This is a genomic window from Cellulophaga sp. BC115SP (assembly GCF_009905545.1).
GTDB lineage: Bacteria > Bacteroidota > Bacteroidia > Cytophagales > Spirosomataceae > Flectobacillus > Flectobacillus rivi.
This window is the reverse complement of the sequence record NZ_JAAALB010000007.1, coordinates 14,333-31,770: the sequence shown is the minus strand read 5'-3', so window position 1 is coordinate 31,770 and position 17,438 is coordinate 14,333. Positions and strand designations below refer to the sequence as shown.

At 37.3% G+C, this 17,438-nt stretch carries 13 protein-coding genes and 2 tRNA genes; 6 read left to right on the top strand and 9 right to left on the bottom strand.

Going from position 1 to position 17,438, the window contains the following annotated elements; all coding sequences use genetic code 11:
• Positions 1-110: 110 nt before the first annotated feature.
• Together GVN22_RS07590 and GVN22_RS07585 are read right to left on the bottom strand one after the other, a co-directional pair.
• Entirely contained in the window at positions 111-2,270 is a 2,160-nt protein-coding gene (locus GVN22_RS07590) for a xanthine dehydrogenase family protein molybdopterin-binding subunit (RefSeq protein ID WP_166550435.1), read from the bottom strand.
• Between the two features lie 5 nt (positions 2,271-2,275).
• Positions 2,276-2,737 (bottom strand): (2Fe-2S)-binding protein, encoded by a 462-nt coding sequence (locus GVN22_RS07585; protein WP_166550568.1) that lies wholly within the window; start codon positions 2,735-2,737, stop codon positions 2,276-2,278.
• Positions 2,738-3,011: 274 nt separating this feature from the next.
• Between GVN22_RS07585 and GVN22_RS07580 the strand changes: the two genes are divergently transcribed.
• On the top strand, positions 3,012-3,461 hold the full coding sequence (locus GVN22_RS07580; protein WP_095162007.1) for a thioredoxin family protein: 450 nt from the start codon (positions 3,012-3,014) through the stop codon (positions 3,459-3,461).
• A 301-nt stretch (positions 3,462-3,762) separates the two neighbouring features.
• Here GVN22_RS07580 and GVN22_RS07575 read toward each other — a convergent pair whose 3' ends face one another.
• Positions 3,763-4,599, bottom strand: a complete 837-nt coding sequence (locus GVN22_RS07575) for a TerC family protein (RefSeq protein ID WP_166550434.1) — start codon at positions 4,597-4,599, stop codon at positions 3,763-3,765.
• A 480-nt stretch (positions 4,600-5,079) separates the two neighbouring features.
• Here GVN22_RS07575 and GVN22_RS07570 point away from each other — a divergent pair.
• Positions 5,080-5,157 (top strand) — tRNA-Val (locus GVN22_RS07570).
• A 16-nt stretch (positions 5,158-5,173) separates the two neighbouring features.
• Positions 5,174-5,248, top strand: a tRNA-Val gene (locus GVN22_RS07565).
• A 104-nt stretch (positions 5,249-5,352) separates the two neighbouring features.
• On the opposite strand, the gene GVN22_RS07560 is transcribed toward GVN22_RS07565, so the two are convergent.
• The 4 genes from GVN22_RS07560 to rsfS form a co-directional block, all read right to left on the bottom strand.
• Positions 5,353-6,897 carry a glycoside hydrolase family 32 protein gene (locus GVN22_RS07560; RefSeq protein ID WP_166550433.1) on the bottom strand — a complete coding sequence of 515 codons (1,545 nt, stop codon included), beginning with the start codon at positions 6,895-6,897 and terminating at the stop codon, positions 5,353-5,355.
• Positions 6,898-7,162: 265 nt separating this feature from the next.
• Positions 7,163-7,969: a UDP-2,3-diacylglucosamine diphosphatase gene (locus GVN22_RS07555; RefSeq protein WP_166550432.1), complete on the bottom strand. Its 807-nt coding sequence runs from the start codon at positions 7,967-7,969 to the stop codon at positions 7,163-7,165.
• Positions 7,970-8,106: 137 nt separating this feature from the next.
• Positions 8,107-10,203: an ATP-dependent zinc metalloprotease FtsH gene (gene ftsH, locus GVN22_RS07550; RefSeq protein WP_166550431.1), complete on the bottom strand. Its 2,097-nt coding sequence runs from the start codon at positions 10,201-10,203 to the stop codon at positions 8,107-8,109.
• 210 nt (positions 10,204-10,413) lie between these two features.
• Positions 10,414-10,800 carry a ribosome silencing factor gene (gene rsfS / locus GVN22_RS07545; protein ID WP_095167965.1) on the bottom strand — a complete coding sequence of 129 codons (387 nt, stop codon included), beginning with the start codon at positions 10,798-10,800 and terminating at the stop codon, positions 10,414-10,416.
• 125 nt (positions 10,801-10,925) lie between these two features.
• Here rsfS and GVN22_RS07540 point away from each other — a divergent pair, with 125 nt between their 5' ends.
• Both GVN22_RS07540 and GVN22_RS07535 read left to right on the top strand, forming a co-directional pair.
• Positions 10,926-11,699, top strand: coding sequence for a biotin--[acetyl-CoA-carboxylase] ligase (locus tag GVN22_RS07540; protein ID WP_166550430.1), 774 nt, complete (start codon positions 10,926-10,928; stop codon positions 11,697-11,699).
• Positions 11,700-11,996: 297 nt separating this feature from the next.
• Positions 11,997-13,658 carry an AMP-binding protein gene (locus GVN22_RS07535; RefSeq protein ID WP_166550429.1) on the top strand — a complete coding sequence of 554 codons (1,662 nt, stop codon included), beginning with the start codon at positions 11,997-11,999 and terminating at the stop codon, positions 13,656-13,658.
• A 91-nt stretch (positions 13,659-13,749) separates the two neighbouring features.
• Here GVN22_RS07535 and GVN22_RS07530 read toward each other — a convergent pair whose 3' ends face one another.
• Positions 13,750-15,084: an MFS transporter gene (locus tag GVN22_RS07530; RefSeq protein ID WP_166550428.1), complete on the bottom strand. Its 1,335-nt coding sequence runs from the start codon at positions 15,082-15,084 to the stop codon at positions 13,750-13,752.
• Positions 15,085-15,214: 130 nt separating this feature from the next.
• On the opposite strand from GVN22_RS07530, the gene GVN22_RS07525 reads away from it, so the two are divergent.
• Positions 15,215-16,597: a BamA/TamA family outer membrane protein gene (locus tag GVN22_RS07525; RefSeq protein ID WP_166550427.1), complete on the top strand. Its 1,383-nt coding sequence runs from the start codon at positions 15,215-15,217 to the stop codon at positions 16,595-16,597.
• 319 nt (positions 16,598-16,916) lie between these two features.
• On the opposite strand, the gene GVN22_RS07520 is transcribed toward GVN22_RS07525, so the two are convergent.
• Positions 16,917-17,387 carry a LytTR family DNA-binding domain-containing protein gene (locus GVN22_RS07520; protein WP_166550426.1) on the bottom strand — a complete coding sequence of 157 codons (471 nt, stop codon included), beginning with the start codon at positions 17,385-17,387 and terminating at the stop codon, positions 16,917-16,919.
• Positions 17,388-17,438: the final 51 nt, after the last annotated feature.

The following is a 17,438-nucleotide window of genomic DNA, read 5'->3' as shown; positions in this document are numbered from 1 at the left end:
TTTCGAACGCCTTTTTTGATACTATATTTCGAGTGATAACTCTTTAGAAGCAAGCATTGCGCCGCTCATATTAAAAACATTCACTCATTCATTCTCTCAATATTACACACCTAGCTAAACTGATATTGCTTAAATGGAATCTTGGTCATACGGGTACTTGTTAAACTAGCAACTGCATTGGCAATTGCTGGTGCTATAGGTCCCATAGGGGGCTCTCCTACCCCACGAGGTGTATCACCTGATGAAAGTATTGAAACTTCAATATCTGGAATATCTCGTATTTGAGCCATTTGATACTGCAAGTATTGGTTGGGCATCACTTTGCCATCTTCGATATTCAGTTCTTCAAACATGCTTGCGCTCAATCCCATCGAAATAGCTCCTTCACACTGGGCTTTTACCCCATCAGGATTGATTACTAAGCCTGGGTCTATAGCACAATACACTTTAAGGACTTTAATTGCTCCGTTTTCAATTTTAACTTCAGCAACTTGCGCCACAGGAGTATTCACATCCGTTGCACAGGCGACACCCATCGCATGACCTTCAGAAAGTACTTTTTGACCAAAGCCACTGATTTTTTGTACTTCTTTTAAAACACCAATGAGTCGTTTACCACGTTCATCTTGCTTGATATGTGCAATTCTGAAACTAATAGGATCTTGCTTTGCTTTTTTGGCTAATTCATCAATAAAAGATTCAATAGCAAAAGAATTTGCCATTAGCCCCAATCCACGCCACCAACTTGTAAAAAAGGGCAATTGGCAACGCCAATATTTTACACTGTTATTCTGAATATTTTCGTAGTGAAACAAACCTCCTCGCCAAGCACCAAAATCGGCACCCAAAACGGTAGGTGCAAAGCTTGGCACTAAACTCGAACCAAATGCCACATCTCCACTTGCAATTTGGTGTTCAATGGCTTCAATTTTACCATTATTCAGCTTAGCACTCAGTTTATGATGAGTTGGTGGTCGTAAATACCCATTCTGAAACTCTTGCTCTCTTTCGAACAATACATGAACTGACAAACCTATTTCTTGTGACAAAACTACAGCTTCATAAGCATGTGGAGTATAAAGCCTACGTCCAAAACCACCTCCCATAAAGGTTGGGTGAATATCGATATCTTCTGCTCGAATACCTGTAGCTTCTGCAATTTCATTTCTGGTATTTTTGACAGACTGAGTGCTCATTTTGACCACTACCTTTCCATCTTTGTAATACGCTGCTACACCGTTAGGCTCCATTTGGGCATGCGTGCCCAAAGGCGTATGAAACTCTAACTTTATATTATCTTCACCTTCCTCAAGACACGTCAAATCGCCATTTTCCTGTACTACAGTAAGGTCTCCTTTACCGATTTGGACAATCTCATTTACTTCTTTTTGTTGAAGCAAGGGCGTAGGACTAGTCCACTCTATCTGGAGTTTCTCTTTTGCCATCAATGCTTCATATCTACTTTTTGCCACCACAGCCACAAAGTCAGGTTGCTCGACCACTTTTATTACTCCTAAAGATTTTGAGGCTTCTTGAGCATTTACAATGCCTCTAACGGCGCCGAAATAGGGTGAGCGTACCACAACAGCGTATGCCATATCAGGAAAAGTGGCATCTATCCCAAAAATAGGCTCAGCTTTTACCTTTGCTTCCAAATCTACTCTTGGTAATGGTTTGCCTATTACCTGATACTTTTCAGGCTTTTTCAGTGTTGGCTCTGTAGCTGGCAAAGACCATTCTGAAGTTTGTGCAACAATTTGTGCATAAGACAACTTTTTACCTTGACCAATTACATGACCATTCTGAGCACTAAGACCAGAAAGTGGAATTTCTAATAAAGCAACTGCACGTTCTCGCAACATTTCACGCATCAAAGCGGCGAGCATCGACAATTGAGAAAAGGTACTCGAAATAGAATCACTCCCTCCTGTAGTATTGGGGTCTATAGGTCCATGTGAAGTTGCGCTATGCACTACCTTAATTTGGTTTACCGAAATCTCCAATTCTTCTGCTACAATCTGTGCCAAAGCCGAAAACACCCCCTGCCCCATCTCAATTTTAGGAGAATGGAATAAAACGGTATTATCTTTCTGTACTTCAAACCAATATTGTGGCTCGGTATCGGTACTGAATTGTACTAAAGCACCCTTATCTGCTTGTTCGACAAAAAAACCTCTAATTGCTTTTTTTCCTACCCAACCCAAACCTAAAGCTAGTCCTAGACCAGCTCCAGTTTTTATCAAAAAATTTCTTCTCGTTGCTTTCCACATGGTCTTTAGGCTTTTTGATTTAATTGAGCAGCTTTATGAATAGCCTTTCGCATTCGATAATATGTACCGCAACGACAGATGTTAGTGATATTATCGTCAATATCGGCATCTGTTGGATTAGGAATTCTTTGTAGTAAATCTGCCGTAGCCATCATAAATCCAGGTTGGCAATAGCCACATTGGGGCACACCTTCTTCTATCCATGCTTGTTGTACAGCGTGTAATTGCCCTTGTCCAAGCCCTTCGATCGTTACCACTTTTTTATTTTGAACTTGTGAAACTGGTATTGAGCACGAGCGAATAGCATTGCCATCAAGGTGAACGGTGCAAGCCCCACACAAGCCTTTTCCGCACCCAAACTTGGTTCCTTTTAGTTGCAGTGTATCTCGAAGTACCCAAAGCAATGGCATATCCTCTGGAACGTCCACGCTCTGGCTTTTACCATTTAAATCAAATTTCAGAAGCATCGTAAGTTTGTTGATTTTTAATAAAACAGAATAGCAAGTGACCAAATTTAAGTTCATTTTGACTAAGTTTATCGGTCAGTAATAAGTCTACAAGATAAACAATTTCAGTGCTCGGAAGTTTGGCAACCCCGTGTTTTGTACAAATTTTTGTCAAGAATATTCAAATAAGGTTCGTTTGTAGCTTTTTTTAGGTACTTGAGATAAAATTCTTGCATCAGAAACTAAAAAGGTCGATTTTCACGTTAAATTAACAAACGCTTTAAATTTCATTACGATGCTCAAATCAAGATTTTTCGCGATTGTACTTACTTTATTTACAATCCACTCTTTTGCCGAAAATAACCCTACTTCTAAATCAAAGTCTGAAGGAACTACTGGTATTCAATTTTTCAGCGGTACTTTTAAACAGGCTTTAGCTAAAGCAAAACAAGAAAAGAAATTAGTACTTGTTGACTGTTACACTACTTGGTGTGGTCCTTGTAAATATTTGAAAACAAAAGTTTTTACAGATAAAGCTCTTGGAGACTTTATGAATAGCAAATTTATCAGTGTAGCTGTTGACTATGAAAGTGCAGAAGGTGAAGCTGTTGCGCAAATGTATCCAGTAGAAGGTTATCCAACATTATTCTTCATGGATAGCAATGGAAAAGTAAAGAAAACATTACTTGGTGTGCCACAAGGAGGAGCTAAAGAAATCCTTCAGACAGCTCAAAAAGTAAAATAATATTATCCAATAACAATTGTCAAAAGTCAGCCTTCCCAAAAGCGCTGGCTTTTGTTTTTTAGGAACCATCTTTGGGTATTTATACAACAAAAAAGCGAATAGAGTATTCTATTCGCTTTTTTGTTGAGATTGAAGCTGTTTAAATGTTCACCTAGCAGGTGAATAAATCCACCTGCTAAGGGAAATTATTGGTCAAGAACAAGTCATATTGTTGACTTTAACTCAAGCATTCTTTCTTTTGCTTAAACAGCTTCGTTGAAAAGTTTCAAGTCTTAATTGACCAATCTACCTTATTTTCGACTTATTTCTCATCTTCATCTTCCAACAAACCTTCTTTTTTAGCTTGCACTTTGTAATCATGCAACTGTACAGGTTTTGCTTTTTGAGTCTTCATATTCAAGAATTCTACTAACAATGAGAAGGCAATTGCAAAATATAAATATCCTTTCGGTACTGTACCAATTTCCGAAGCAAAGATTGACACGTGAGAGCCATGAGCACTTTCTGCAATCAACATAAAGCCAATCATAATCAAAAAGGCTAACCCTAGCATTTGAATTGATGGGTGGTCATTAACAAATTTGCCTACAGGACCAGAGAAGCCCATCATAATCAAAATTGACAATACAACCGATAAAATCATTACTGGTAAGTTATGCGTCAAACCTATGGCTGTCAAAATCGAGTCGATAGAGAACACGATATTAATCAGGGCGATTTGTAAAACTACGGCTGTCAACTTATCAGCAGCACTTCCTTTTGGACGATCTACGTGGTCTTCGTTAGGGTCTCCTTCTAATTTGTGGTGAATCTCAGAAGTAGCTTTGTAAAGCAAAAACAAACCACCTACAAATAAAATCAAACTTTGTCCAGAAATACCTGCTTTAAACCAACCCCAATCGATGTGAACAAAAGGTTCTTGTAAAGAAATGATAATCGACAAACCAAATAGCAATACTACACGGAAAATCATGGCTAATAACAAACCGATATTACGAGCTTTGGGCTGATCTTTTACCGCTAATTTGTTTGCAGCAATCGAAATAAAGATAATGTTGTCGATACCGAGTACAATTTCAAGAAATGTAAGTGTAATTAAACTGATGATAGCATCTGGACTTAATAGTTGTTGTATCATTTTTAAAAAGTTGGTTTAAGAAATTATTATTTAAAATTCTCCTCGAACAAAACAAGGAGTGATTGTCTGTTCTTGTTGTTACAAATCTATTAGGTTTTGTGAATTAAAAAAATCTTCTTTTCTATAGAAGGAAAGTTTTGCTTACAAGCCATTATTTTTATCGGTTTATTGGTAAAATTTGTTTATTAAATGGTTTCAGACGTTTTTTTGAAAATATTTTATTTTTCGTTCTACCTTTTAGAGGTAAAAGAAGAGGATTAAATACAATTTTTCTCTAAAAATTACGAATTTCAGAAAAGTCGAGTAGTTTTTTTGAAAAAAATGTAAAATTTTTTCATCATTTAACTCTCTGATAACAAAAACGTTACTAAAAACTTTTAAAAAAATGTGATTTTTTTTCGCAAAAGGACTTGCATAATACATTTCAACAGCGTAATTTTGCACCACGTTAAACGCAACAACAACGACACAAAGTAAAATGGTTTCATAGCTCAGCTGGTTCAGAGCACCTGCCTTACAAGCAGGGGGTCCTAGGTTCGAATCCTAGTGGGACCACCACTTTATTTTCATTTTAGGTTTCATAGCTCAGCTGGTTCAGAGCACCTGCCTTACAAGCAGGGGGTCCTAGGTTCGAATCCTAGTGGGACCACAAAAAAGCCCTCTTACGAAAGTTTGAGGGCTTTTTTATTGTTGTACAAATCAAAGAGCAAAGACCTTTTACCTTTGCTCCTAGTGATTTCATTCATTTCTCACTTACTTTGATTCACCTTTCAAGTTCCAAATTTTTAATTTTCTTACGTAAGATTTACCACTTTCCGTAAAAATCGAAAGTACTTTCCCTTTTTCGGATGGAAAAATTAAATCCGTTATTGTAGTTAGCCCATCATTAGCAAATACTTCGACAGACATTCTATCTACTAAAATTTGCAATTTTAACACTCCATCTTTCAATTCATAATTGGCCTGTTCAACACTCGGAAATTGAGGATGATGTTTTACCGAAGATTTAAGTCTATCCAAAACCAAGCTCTTCTTTTTAACATCATAATATACTTTTGTTTCAAGCTTGTTCTTTTTATTATCCAAAGAGTCTACTTCTTGTGCAATTTTAAAACCTACTTTACTAGCAGATTTTACTTCTATTTCAGCCTCAATCAAATAAGCATTATCCGCAAATAAGGTTCCTCCACTCAATTCTATTGAATTTTTAATCTTGAAATTTTCTTTTTCGAAAGAATACTGCTTCTCCAAAAACTTCGAAGAAATCACAGGTGCTTGAACCAGTCTCAATCCACCTGAGGTATTTCTCAAAGACAACTTTCTAGGAATCGTCATTTGTCCTCGCCAAGGGAAGGTGGGGTTATCACCTGTATAATTTAGGTTAGTCATCCATGCTACCAAAGTTGCTTGTTCTTTGGGTAATCCGTTGTAGGGAATACCTGCATACACATCTTTCCCGTAGTCAACATGCATAGCCTGTTGGGGAGCATTGAGGTTGGTGAAAGTCTTCCCATCAAAATCTCCTACAAAATATTGCATTCCTGTGTATCCTTCCGTCGAACCATTTGAAGATAGCATAAGAACCCATTTAGAGGTATTTGAGCCTTCTACGGGCAATTCTATAAGCGAAGGACATTCCCAAGGCTTACGTGTATCCCCTTGATTAGTAAATTCGCTTAATAATGACCAATCTTTAAGATTTTTCGAACCATAAAATAACACTTTGTATTCGAGTGGTAAAACCACCGTCATAACCCATTGTGAAGAACCAGCATGCCAAAATACATTGGGGTCGCGAAAGTCCTTCTTCCCTAAATCAACTACTGGATTCTTGGCATATTTAGTAAAAGACATTCCACCATCATTGGAGTATGCGATGTACTGTGATTGTTTCTTTCCATCAATATGAGCTGTATAAATCGCTACTAGACTACCTTCAGGAGAAGTTGCAAATCCAGAGGTGTTGCGCTCATCATGTACAAGACTACCCGAAAATATCATGGTTGTATCTTCTGGAATAGCCACAGGATGTTCGGTCCAATGCAACAAATCAGAGCTTGTGGCATGCCCCCAACTCATGTGTCCCCATTGGTTTCCAAAAGGATTGTGCTGGAAATAAAGATGATATTGCCCTTTATAAAATAGTAATCCATTAGGGTCATTCATCCAATTTTTTTGAGGGGTAAAATGGATAACTGGTCGTAGATGATTGGTTTCTTGTTCTTTTTTTTGGCCAAAGCTTACCAGCGGTAAACTGCCAATAGAACACAGCAATACATTTTTCAGAACGTTTTTCATAGATAAACTCGGGTGGGATAAATTGTAGATATTATAGAAAATTGTAAAATAACAAATTAGACAAGAGGTATTCTTATCTGTCTAATTGCTTTAAAACAAAGGTAAAATAGGTAATTATTTACTTACTATTGGGTAGAGACTTTTGTAATTATTTTTATGATTTCCATTTTCAATATATTCTATTGAAATATGTTAGCTTAGTCTATATAAAAATTTTCCCCAAGCCAGACAAAAATGTCAACGCTTGGGGAAAATTTTATTTAAGTTATACCTCTAGTGCCGACTCTATTTGCATATTTGTTCCGTTCCAAACAGCATAATGATAGCTCGTTTCGGCAGAATCATAACACCATTCACCAAGGTTGATATATTTGGCACCCGTTTCGCCAACCGCTAAATCAAGCAGTAAGTGGCGATGTCCAAAAATATAGTAGTCAAAATGTTGGGTTTGTTCCACTTCAAGCGCATGATTTAGCAACCACTCGTCTTTTCCTTTAAAAACCAACTCTCTATTGATACGTTCGGGGTCCTTGCGACTACCCGACCACCAGTGAGCTAAAGAGATACCTATATGAGGGTGTAACCAACTAAATGCCCATTGACAAACCTTATTTTCGAATACACGTTTCAATACCTTATATCCATTGTCACCAGGACCTAAACCATCGCCATGAGCGATATAAAGCTTCATAGGATTTGTTTGTCCAGAAGCTTGAATACTATATTGCTGTGGGTCGCGGTATACCCTAATCCCCATTTCTTTCGTAAAATAATCAAATATCCAAATATCATGATTACCTGTGAAAAGGATTAGTTCGATACCTTTATCTGACAATTCAGCTAATTTCCCCTGCAAACGAATGAATCCTTTGGGAATAGCATTTTTGTATTCAAACCAAAAGTCAAAAATATCTCCCACTAAAAAAATAACTTGTGCATTAGCACTGATTTGATCAAGCCAGCGAACTATTTTTTTCTCACGAGCAAGGCTTTCTTCTGGTGTGGGGTAACCAAGGTGAAAATCTGAAGCGAAATATATTTTTTTATTAGATTGAAGTTGAATAGAAATCATGCCTACAAATATCAAATACGAAGTTTTGTTTATGCGAAGATAAAGAAAGTAATTGTAACAAAAGATGATTTAAGTGGAAAGCCATTAAATAGAAAAAGCCCTTCACCGATGGCGAAGGGCTTTTTCTAAAACATATCTTAAGCAAGCGTGTCTTCTGTATCAGTAGAATCAACACTTGTTGTTTCTGAAGCTGAAGGTTGCTCTTGCTCAGCTTCTTGTTCTTTCTGACGCTCTAAAGCTTTTTCTTTTTCCTCCTCACCTTTAATAAACTCTTGGTAAGTTGTCAATTGTTCGAAAGGACGAGGACCTACTAATCTTTCAAGGTCACTTTGGAAAAGAACTTCTTTTTTCAATAATTCTTGTGCCAAAATTTCTAACTTCTCACGCTTATCGCTCAACAAGTCAACCGTACGTTGGTAAGCTGTCTGAATAATCTGGCGAACTTCTACGTCAATTTCACGAGCAGTTGTTTCAGAGTAAGGCTTATTGAAATTATATTCTGAACCTTTTGAATCGTAGTAAGAGATATTACCTAATTTGTCGTTCATACCATAGATAGTCACCATGCTATATGCCAACTTGGTAATACGCTCAAGGTCATTCTGTGCACCTGTTGAGATTTTTCCGAAGATAATATCCTCAGCAGCACGACCACCCAAAGTAACGCACATTTCGTCGATTAACTGCTCGGTACGATACAAGAATTGCTCTTTTGGCAAATATTGTGCATAACCTAATGCAGCAATACCACGAGGTACAATAGTTACTTTTACTAATGGATTGGCATGTTCCAAGAACCAGCCCGCAATCGCGTGACCAGCTTCATGATAAGCAACGATTTTCTTTTCTTCAGGAGAAATCAATTTATTCTTTTTCTCCAAACCACCAATCACACGGTCCATTGCTTCTTGAAAATCCTTCATATCTACCGCGGTCTTGTTACGACGAGCAGCGATAAGAGCAGCCTCATTACAAACGTTAGCGATTTCGGCACCAGCAAAACCAGGGGTTTGTGCTGAAAGCTCTTTAGGATCTACATCAGCAGCTAATTTCAAAGGCTTTAAGTGTACTTTGAAGATAGCCTCACGACCTACGATGTCTGGCTTATCAACCGAAATCTGACGGTCAAAACGACCTGGACGTAACAAAGCTGAATCTAGTACATCTGGACGGTTTGTTGCCGCCATGATGATAATACCTGAGTCAGTTGCAAAACCATCCATTTCAACCAACAAAGAGTTCAAGGTATTTTCACGCTCGTCATTAGCTCCTGGCATTGCACCACGTCCACGAGAGCGACCTACAGCATCAATTTCATCAATAAAGATGATACAAGGTGCTTTTTCTTTTGCTTGCTTAAACAAGTCACGTACACGAGCTGCACCTACACCCACAAACATTTCGACAAAGTCAGAACCCGAAAGTGAGAAGAATGGAACGCCTGCTTCGCCAGCTACTGCTTTTGCAAGTAAGGTTTTACCTGTTCCTGGAGGGCCTACGAGCAATGCACCTTTAGGAATTTTACCTCCTAGGTCAGTGAATTTCTTAGGATTTTTCAAGAACTCTACAATTTCCTGAATTTCTTCTTTTGCTTCGTCCAAACCTGCCACATCGTTGAAAGTGATTTTCACTTTAGCCTCACCATCAAAAAGCGTTGCACGTGAACGACCGATATTAAAGATTTGTCCACCAGGGCCACCTGCTCCACCCATACGGAAGAACATAAAGTAAATTCCGACAAACATCAAGATTAGTAATCCTGGTCCCATCAAGAATTCAAAGATTCCTGTTCTTTCTTCAGAAGTAGCGTGGATACGTTGCTCGCGAGGAATATCTTTTTGTAAATCGTTGAGCTCAGTTTCGAATGAGAAAGCGGAGTTGATAGGTAATTCAAAATGAGGACCTGAATTTTGACTCATTACTCCATTTCCTTGTTGGTCACCTAATTCAGATTTATATTTTGGTAAAGCCTCTTTTTTAAGCGTAATCTCTGCGATGTCTTTATTTTTGATAATGGTCAATTTTGCAATTTCTTTATGCAATACCATTTGTTCAAATTGTAGCGGCTCGATGGTTTTTAACACACGTGTTTTACTTAGGAAGTAAATACTCACCAAAGCAATAATTAAAGCTACTACTAACCAACCCTGAAATCCGCCGCTTGGAACGTTGGGACGACGAGAATTTTTTGGGAAGTCTGATTGTCTGTTATCTCCGCTATTATTTTCTGCCATTGTTTTTTTAATTACACTTTAAATTCATAATTCTGGTTTAGGATAATGACCCAAAAGATGTAGCCCTGATTTTACAAGGTTAGGCAATAGTCATAATCCTGAAATTTTACCACTCTACACATATCAACGTCTAGTTGAAGCAGATTGTTTCTTAAGCTGATGAATCGTGAGAAGTGGTAAAATACATTTATGAGAGGTTACAACTGCTGATTAAGCGGCTTCGTCGTCGATATAGGTAAACTGAGCGTCTCCCCAAAGTTCTTCAAGTTTATAAAACTCTCTTTTGTCTTTCTTGAATACGTGAACAATTACATCGTAATAATCCAATAAAATCCATTCACGATTTGACTTTCCTTCGATACTTTTAGGGTTTGTACGAGTAGCTTCCCATACTTCTTTATCAACTGAATCGGCTATAGCATCAATTTGAGTATCTGACGTACCTGCACACACTACAAAAAAATCAGCAAAGGCATTTTTTACTCCTCTCAAATCCATCACTACGATGTCTAATGCTTTCTTTTCTTGCATTCCTTTTACTACTAAATTGCAAAGTTCTTCTGAACTTGTTTCTTTTTCTGCTGTGATATCTACCATGCTAAATTCTTTATGTGTTATTCTCTTGTGGAGTAGGGCTAGTATATTTGCACAAATAATTCTGAAATATGGCTATGGATGCCCTTTTTTTCTTGTATTTAGAAACCTAAAATTACGAAATAACCTTGTACAAAATTCAACCCAATACTTTATTTACTGGCAAAATTATTAAATATCTGCCAACTTGTCATTCTACTAACGACATTGCGGCTGAAATGATTCAATCGCAAGAGGTTTTTGAAGGAACGATTATTATTACAGACCACCAAACTACGGGGCGTGGACAACGAGGAAATTCGTGGGAAGCTGCAATAGGCCAGAATCTTACTTTGTCATTGATACTCAAGCCTACATTTCTTCGTGCTTCAGATCAATTTCAGCTCAATGTAGCGGTGTCTTTGGGTGTTCATGAATTTTTGAGTCAATATCTGCCAGAGGGTTTAACGATAAAATGGTCAAATGATATTTATCATTATGACAAAAAATTAGGTGGTATCTTAATCGAAAATACGCTCCAAGGATACAATATTGGGTACTCTGTTGTTGGAATCGGACTTAATATTAACCAAACTCAATTTGGCGTTGCAACGGCTTCATCTTTGAGCTTGGCGGCAAAGGCTGCACAAAGCTATGATTTAAATACTTTGCTTGCTCAATTAGCTGAAAAAATTGAAAAATATTATCTGCAAATAAAACAGGGGTATTATGAATCTCTCAAAATACAATACCTCAGAGTAATGTACAGATACCAAGAATGGCATTACTTCAGAAAAAATGGCGAACTTTTTTTAGGGCAAATTATCGGAATTGACCAAACGGGTAAATTGGCGATTGAAACTGAGGACGAAGAGTTGTTGTATTTTGACTTCAAAGAAGTTCAATTTGTCATTAACCCTTAGCTAATGTCGTGGTATAAACGAAGCAAAACTCTGGAAAAAGATATATCCTAACAACATCGTTAGAAAACACATCAAAAGAACTCTTACGATAGCCTGCCTATTCATGACATCGGGGTTAGATATTGGTTTGTATTACGCCACAACTCTCACCAAAAAATTCAAACAAATATAATCAAAATTCAATTTTATTCTTAAATTGTCTTCAAAATTTCTAAAGAAACTGTAAAACAGGTTTTGTTAAGAGGTGCCCATAGTCACCTCAAATAATGCCTATTTAGCCTCAATTGCTATTTTGATATGAAAAGACAATTTAAGTCAATGGTTGAAAATTTTTGCCATTGGGAAACTCATACGCCAGACAGCATATTTCTAAAACAGCCACATGGCACCGAATTTAGAGATTTTAGCTATCAGGAAGCTGGGCAACAAATTCGGAAAATGGCACAATGGCTTCTTTCTCAGAACTTGCCTCCACGTAGTAATATTGGGATTTTGTCCAAAAACTGCGCCCATTGGATTATGACCGATTTGGCCATTAGTATGGCTGGGCATGTGTCTGTTCCATTTTATCCTACTCTTACCGACGAGCAACTTCGGCAGGTACTGGTTCATTCAGATTGTCAGGTTTTATTTGTTGGAAAGTTAGACGCTTGGGAATCTATGAAAGGTGGTATTCCCACGAGTATTCGTTGTGTGTCCTATCCTAGTTATTACGAAGGAGCTCCAAGTGAATTCGAAAATTGGGAATCCATCACAAAAATAACCCATCCTTTGGCTTCCTTCGCTTTAGCTAGTTATGAAGAGGTAAGTTCTATTGTCTATACTTCGGGGACAACAGGCGTACCAAAGGGTGTTATGCTCACACATCGAGGATTAATTTCGGCATTAGAACATACAAGGGAAGTGGGGCTATTAGACACCTCAAACGCTCGCTTTTTTTCGTATTTGCCACTTTGTCATATCGCAGAGCGAACTCTAGTGGAATCTGCGGGAATAGCCTCTGGGGGTACGATCTATTTTGCAGAGAGTTTGGACACTTTTGCATCTAATCTTCAGACAGCCAATCCTACCCATTTCTTGGCAGTACCTCGCATTTGGACAAAGTTTCAGTTGGGTATTTTATCAAAATTACCACAAAGTAAACTCGACCTTTTACTCAAAATACCTATTGTAAAAAGTATTATCCGAAATAAAGTGAAGAAGGGATTAGGTCTTGCAAAAGCAGAATTAATTTTGACTGGTGCAGCCCCAATGCCAAGTAGCTTGCTGGAATGGTTTCATAAGCTTAATATTCAAATCCGAGAAGCTTACGGCATGACTGAGAATATGGGCGTAGCAACAATTATGCCTCCAAAATATAAAAAGGGAACCGTTGGCAAACCTCATAATGGTGTTACTATCAAAATAGACCCGAATACTCAAGAGCTACTAATGAAGGCCCCATGGAACACTGTAGGTTATTACAAAGAACCCATTATGACTCAGGAGTTATTTAAAGATGGGTGGCTGGCTACAGGAGATATGGCTTCTATTGATGAAGAAGGCTATATTTCTATCATTGGTAGAGTAAAAGATATGTTCAAATCTGCCAAAGGCGAATATATTGTACCTACACCCATAGAGGGAATGTTGGCGGTAAATCCAATTATCGAACAGGTGTGTGTTGTAGGAACAGGTTTACCTCAGCCCATCGCATTGGTAGTTTTATCTGAGATTGGAAAAAATACAGAAGAGACACAACTACGTGAAGTTTTTCGGGAAATGATCAAAAGAGTTAATCCACATTTCAAAAACTATGAACATTTACGAAAAATAGTCGTTGTGAAAGAGGCGTGGTCAGTCGAAAACAATATGCTTACTCCTACCCTTAAAATCAAGCGAAATGTCATTGAAAAGTATTATCATGGGCAATTAGAGAAGTGGTTTGAAAGCCCAGAAGAAATAGTTTTTGAGAAGTAACATTTACCATAATATGTTGGCTTTCAGTGTTGAGAAGAATATATTTTTAATACTTTCTCAAAACTGAAAGCCAACACTTAATCACCAGCAATTAGTGCCCTGCACTCATACTTACCACTTGTCCTTCTTCCATTTTTTTGGATTTAATCAACATTGTGGCAGCCGCTGCTATTAGTAAAAATATCCCTGCAAAAGTTACAGCTTTACCAGAATCATTATCTAAGAAATGTTCAAGCACATAGCCAAAGGTTAAATTTTGGATAATCATCGGAATTACAATCATCATATTAATAATTCCCATATATACACCATAACGCTCCTTCGGAATTTCGGATACAACCATCAAATAAGGTATTCCCATCATACTTGCCCAAGCTATACCAAAACCTGTCATAGGAGCAAATAGCATATACTTATTCTCAATATGTGGAAAAATCAATAGACCCATACCTGCCATAATCAAACATAATATATGAACGAGCTTTGGACTACTCTTTTTGGCTAACCAAACTAAGCCAAAAGCTGACATAAACGTGGCAACATTATACCAGCCATTTACTAAACCTGTCCAACCTACGGCCTCTTGATACAAGTCTGGGTTTTCTTTAGGTGTTGTTTTCCAAACCGATAAGGCAATACTTTTAGAAGCATTTTGCCAATAACAAAATAAAGCATACCATTGAAACAAATACACCAAAGCCAATTGCCACATCACTTTCGGCATATCTTTGATAGCCGACAAAATCTCAATGATAGGCTCTAACAACCCTCCTTTATTCGCTCGTATTTTAGCTAATTCTTCCTCACTTGGCGGTATCTCTTCCGTTTTCGACATTGACCACAACACCGAACCTATCGAACATAATGAACCTAAAAAGAATGAACCAAATACCCAATATGGAATTTGTCCATAAGAACCTGTGATATTTTTTTGGAAAACGAATAAGGAGACGTTAGCTAATGTAATTCCTAGCCCTGTAAAGAAACTCTGAGTCAAGAAGCCTGTGGCTTGTTGTTCCTCGGGTAAAACATCTGCAATAAATGCACGATAAGGCTCCATGGCAGTGTTATTGCCTGCATCCAAAACCCACAATAGACCTGCTGCCATCCACAACGAACTACTAAAAGGATAGATAAAGAGCGTCAAACTACAAAGGAGCGCTCCTATAAAAAAGAAAGGCTTGCGACGTCCCCAACGAGGGTGCCAAGTCTTATCACTCAAAGCCCCAATAAGCGGTTGTATCAATAACCCTGTAACTGGACCAGCCAAATTCAATAGTGGTATTTCGTCGGGACTTGCCCCCAAAAAGTCATAGATAGGATTTACGGCACTTTGTTGGAGCCCAAAACTATATTGTATGCCAAAAAATCCCACATTCATATTAATGATTTGTGAGAAGGTAAGTGAAGATTTTAAGGATTTCATAAAAATGGCTAATTTGTGGAAATAGAAAACAATAATAAGAATAAATTAGCTTTATTTAAGAAACTTTTTCAATTATTTAAGTTTACCAAACCTAAGCCCCGAATTTGCTCGACAGCTTATTTCTCAAAGTATGTTTTTAGTAACTCTATTTTGTCATCTCCTTCATTTTTCACAACCTGTCGAAAGTGATTCATCCCTGATTGTTCGTCATATTTCTATTCAAGGAAATCAACGTACAAAGGCATATATCATTCAGCGAGAGCTAGACTTTCATGAAGGTGATACCATCAACACCCGCGATTTAGCAAAAAGAGTTGAATTAAATAGAAGAAAGGTCTTTAATACGAGCTTATTTAATTTTGTTGAAATTAAACATAACAAAGATAGCCTATCCAATAGTCTGGATATTTTGATTAAAGTACAAGAGCAATGGTATATACTTGGATACCCCAATATTCAAATTGCTGACCGAAACTACAATGAATGGTGGAATCGTGGTGGAAGACTAGACAGATTAATATTTGGGGCTAACATTACTCATGCCAATTTTAGAGGTCGTGCCGAAAAATTGATTCTGAATGCAGAGGTAGGATTTACGCAAAAACTAGAGCTTTTTTACAGAATACCCTATATCGACAAAGCACAAAAAACAGGTTTAGGGCTAGGTATTTCCTATTCTACCAATAAAAATGTAGCCTTTGGTACTTTGCACGATACCCTGAGTTATATCAAGTCAGATAATAGTCTGCGACAGAGAATTTATGCTTTTGCTCAACTCAAAAAGCGCTATCATTTCTACGATAATCACACCCTTGAACTTCGATACAATCAAAACTGGATAGCTGATACAATTCGAAAAGCTAACCCTAATTACTTTTTGGAGGGAGTTAATACCCAACGCTATGTTCAATTAAGCTATTATTTCAATTACGATTTCCGTGACAATGTAGTTTTTCCTTTACGAGGTTATCGGTTTGAGGTATATCTCAACAAACTAGGGCTATTACCATCAGATAATCTCAATCAACTAGATCTTACCCTTACCGCCAATAGATATTGGGCCTTAGCCAATAATCTCTTTTTGAATATTGGAGCTGAAGGAAAAATATCCTTTCCGAATAAGCAACCTTTCTTTAATACGAGGGGCTTGGGTTATGGTACAGACTTGGTACGAGGTTATGAACTCTATGTGATTGATGGACAAAAATATGTTTGGGCACGAATGAATCTAAGAACCAAACTTTTGGATAAGACCTTAACGATTAGATGGATTAAGTCGTCTCAATTTAATAGAATTCCTATTCAAATCTATCCAAATTATTTTGTTGATTGGGGATATGTACAAAACGAATATGCGTATAAGAACCTTAGTGCATTAGCAAACAAACCATTATATTCTACAGGATTGGGAGTAGATGCAGTAACGTATTACAATCTAGTTGTAAAATTGCATTGGGCTATCAATAGAGAAGGAAAATCTGGGATTATTTTCAATATTACTAGAGAATTCTAATGAAGGGGCTGTGGAAAAATCGTATTAAGAAGTATCTACTTATTGTTTGACAAATAAGTTCTTCATTTTTACAGGCTCTATTTTAAACACTTGGGAAGACGCAAGCATTACGTCTCTACAATCAGACATGATTCCCTCAATATTCTTGACCCATATAAAAGACAAAAGGAGACGTTAAGAACATCTCCCTGTGCAAATTAATAGTTCTACACCTATTATCTTAAATATTTTTTAGCTGGATTAGCTATTTTAAAAACATGGGGCGACAAGGGTCGCCCTTGTTTCCTAAATACCTAACCACTAATATTTTTTACTATGATTAGTTTTCAAAGTATTGACGTCTTTTTTCTAAGAAATCTTTTTTCTTACGGCGTGATACACTGATTTTTGCTCCACCTTTCAACTCCACATACATATCTTCTTTCACATCGTACTGAACAATGTAGTTCAGGTTAACCGCAAATGACTTGTGAACTCTCACAAACATTTCGGCATCTAATTTACTCAAAAAATCTTTCATTGTACGAGAAACTAGTAAGTTTTTTCCATTACTGAAGTAAAACTTGGTATAATTGCTCGTTGCTTCGAGATGAGTGATGTCTTTCCAAGCCACAGAGATGCTTTTTTTGCAGCAAACAGGCAAAGAAATAAAACCTTCTTTGATATTTTCACGTTTTACAACGTCAGAAATTTTTGGTAGACGAAGTGTCTCCAATGAGTAGGCATTGTATTCTGTTGATGGTACAGATACAGCAATAGAGGGCAAGTTAGAAATTCTTGATGTTACCATGATAGTTAATAAGTTACGTTCGGAAAATATATATATTTAAAGGGCTAAGTC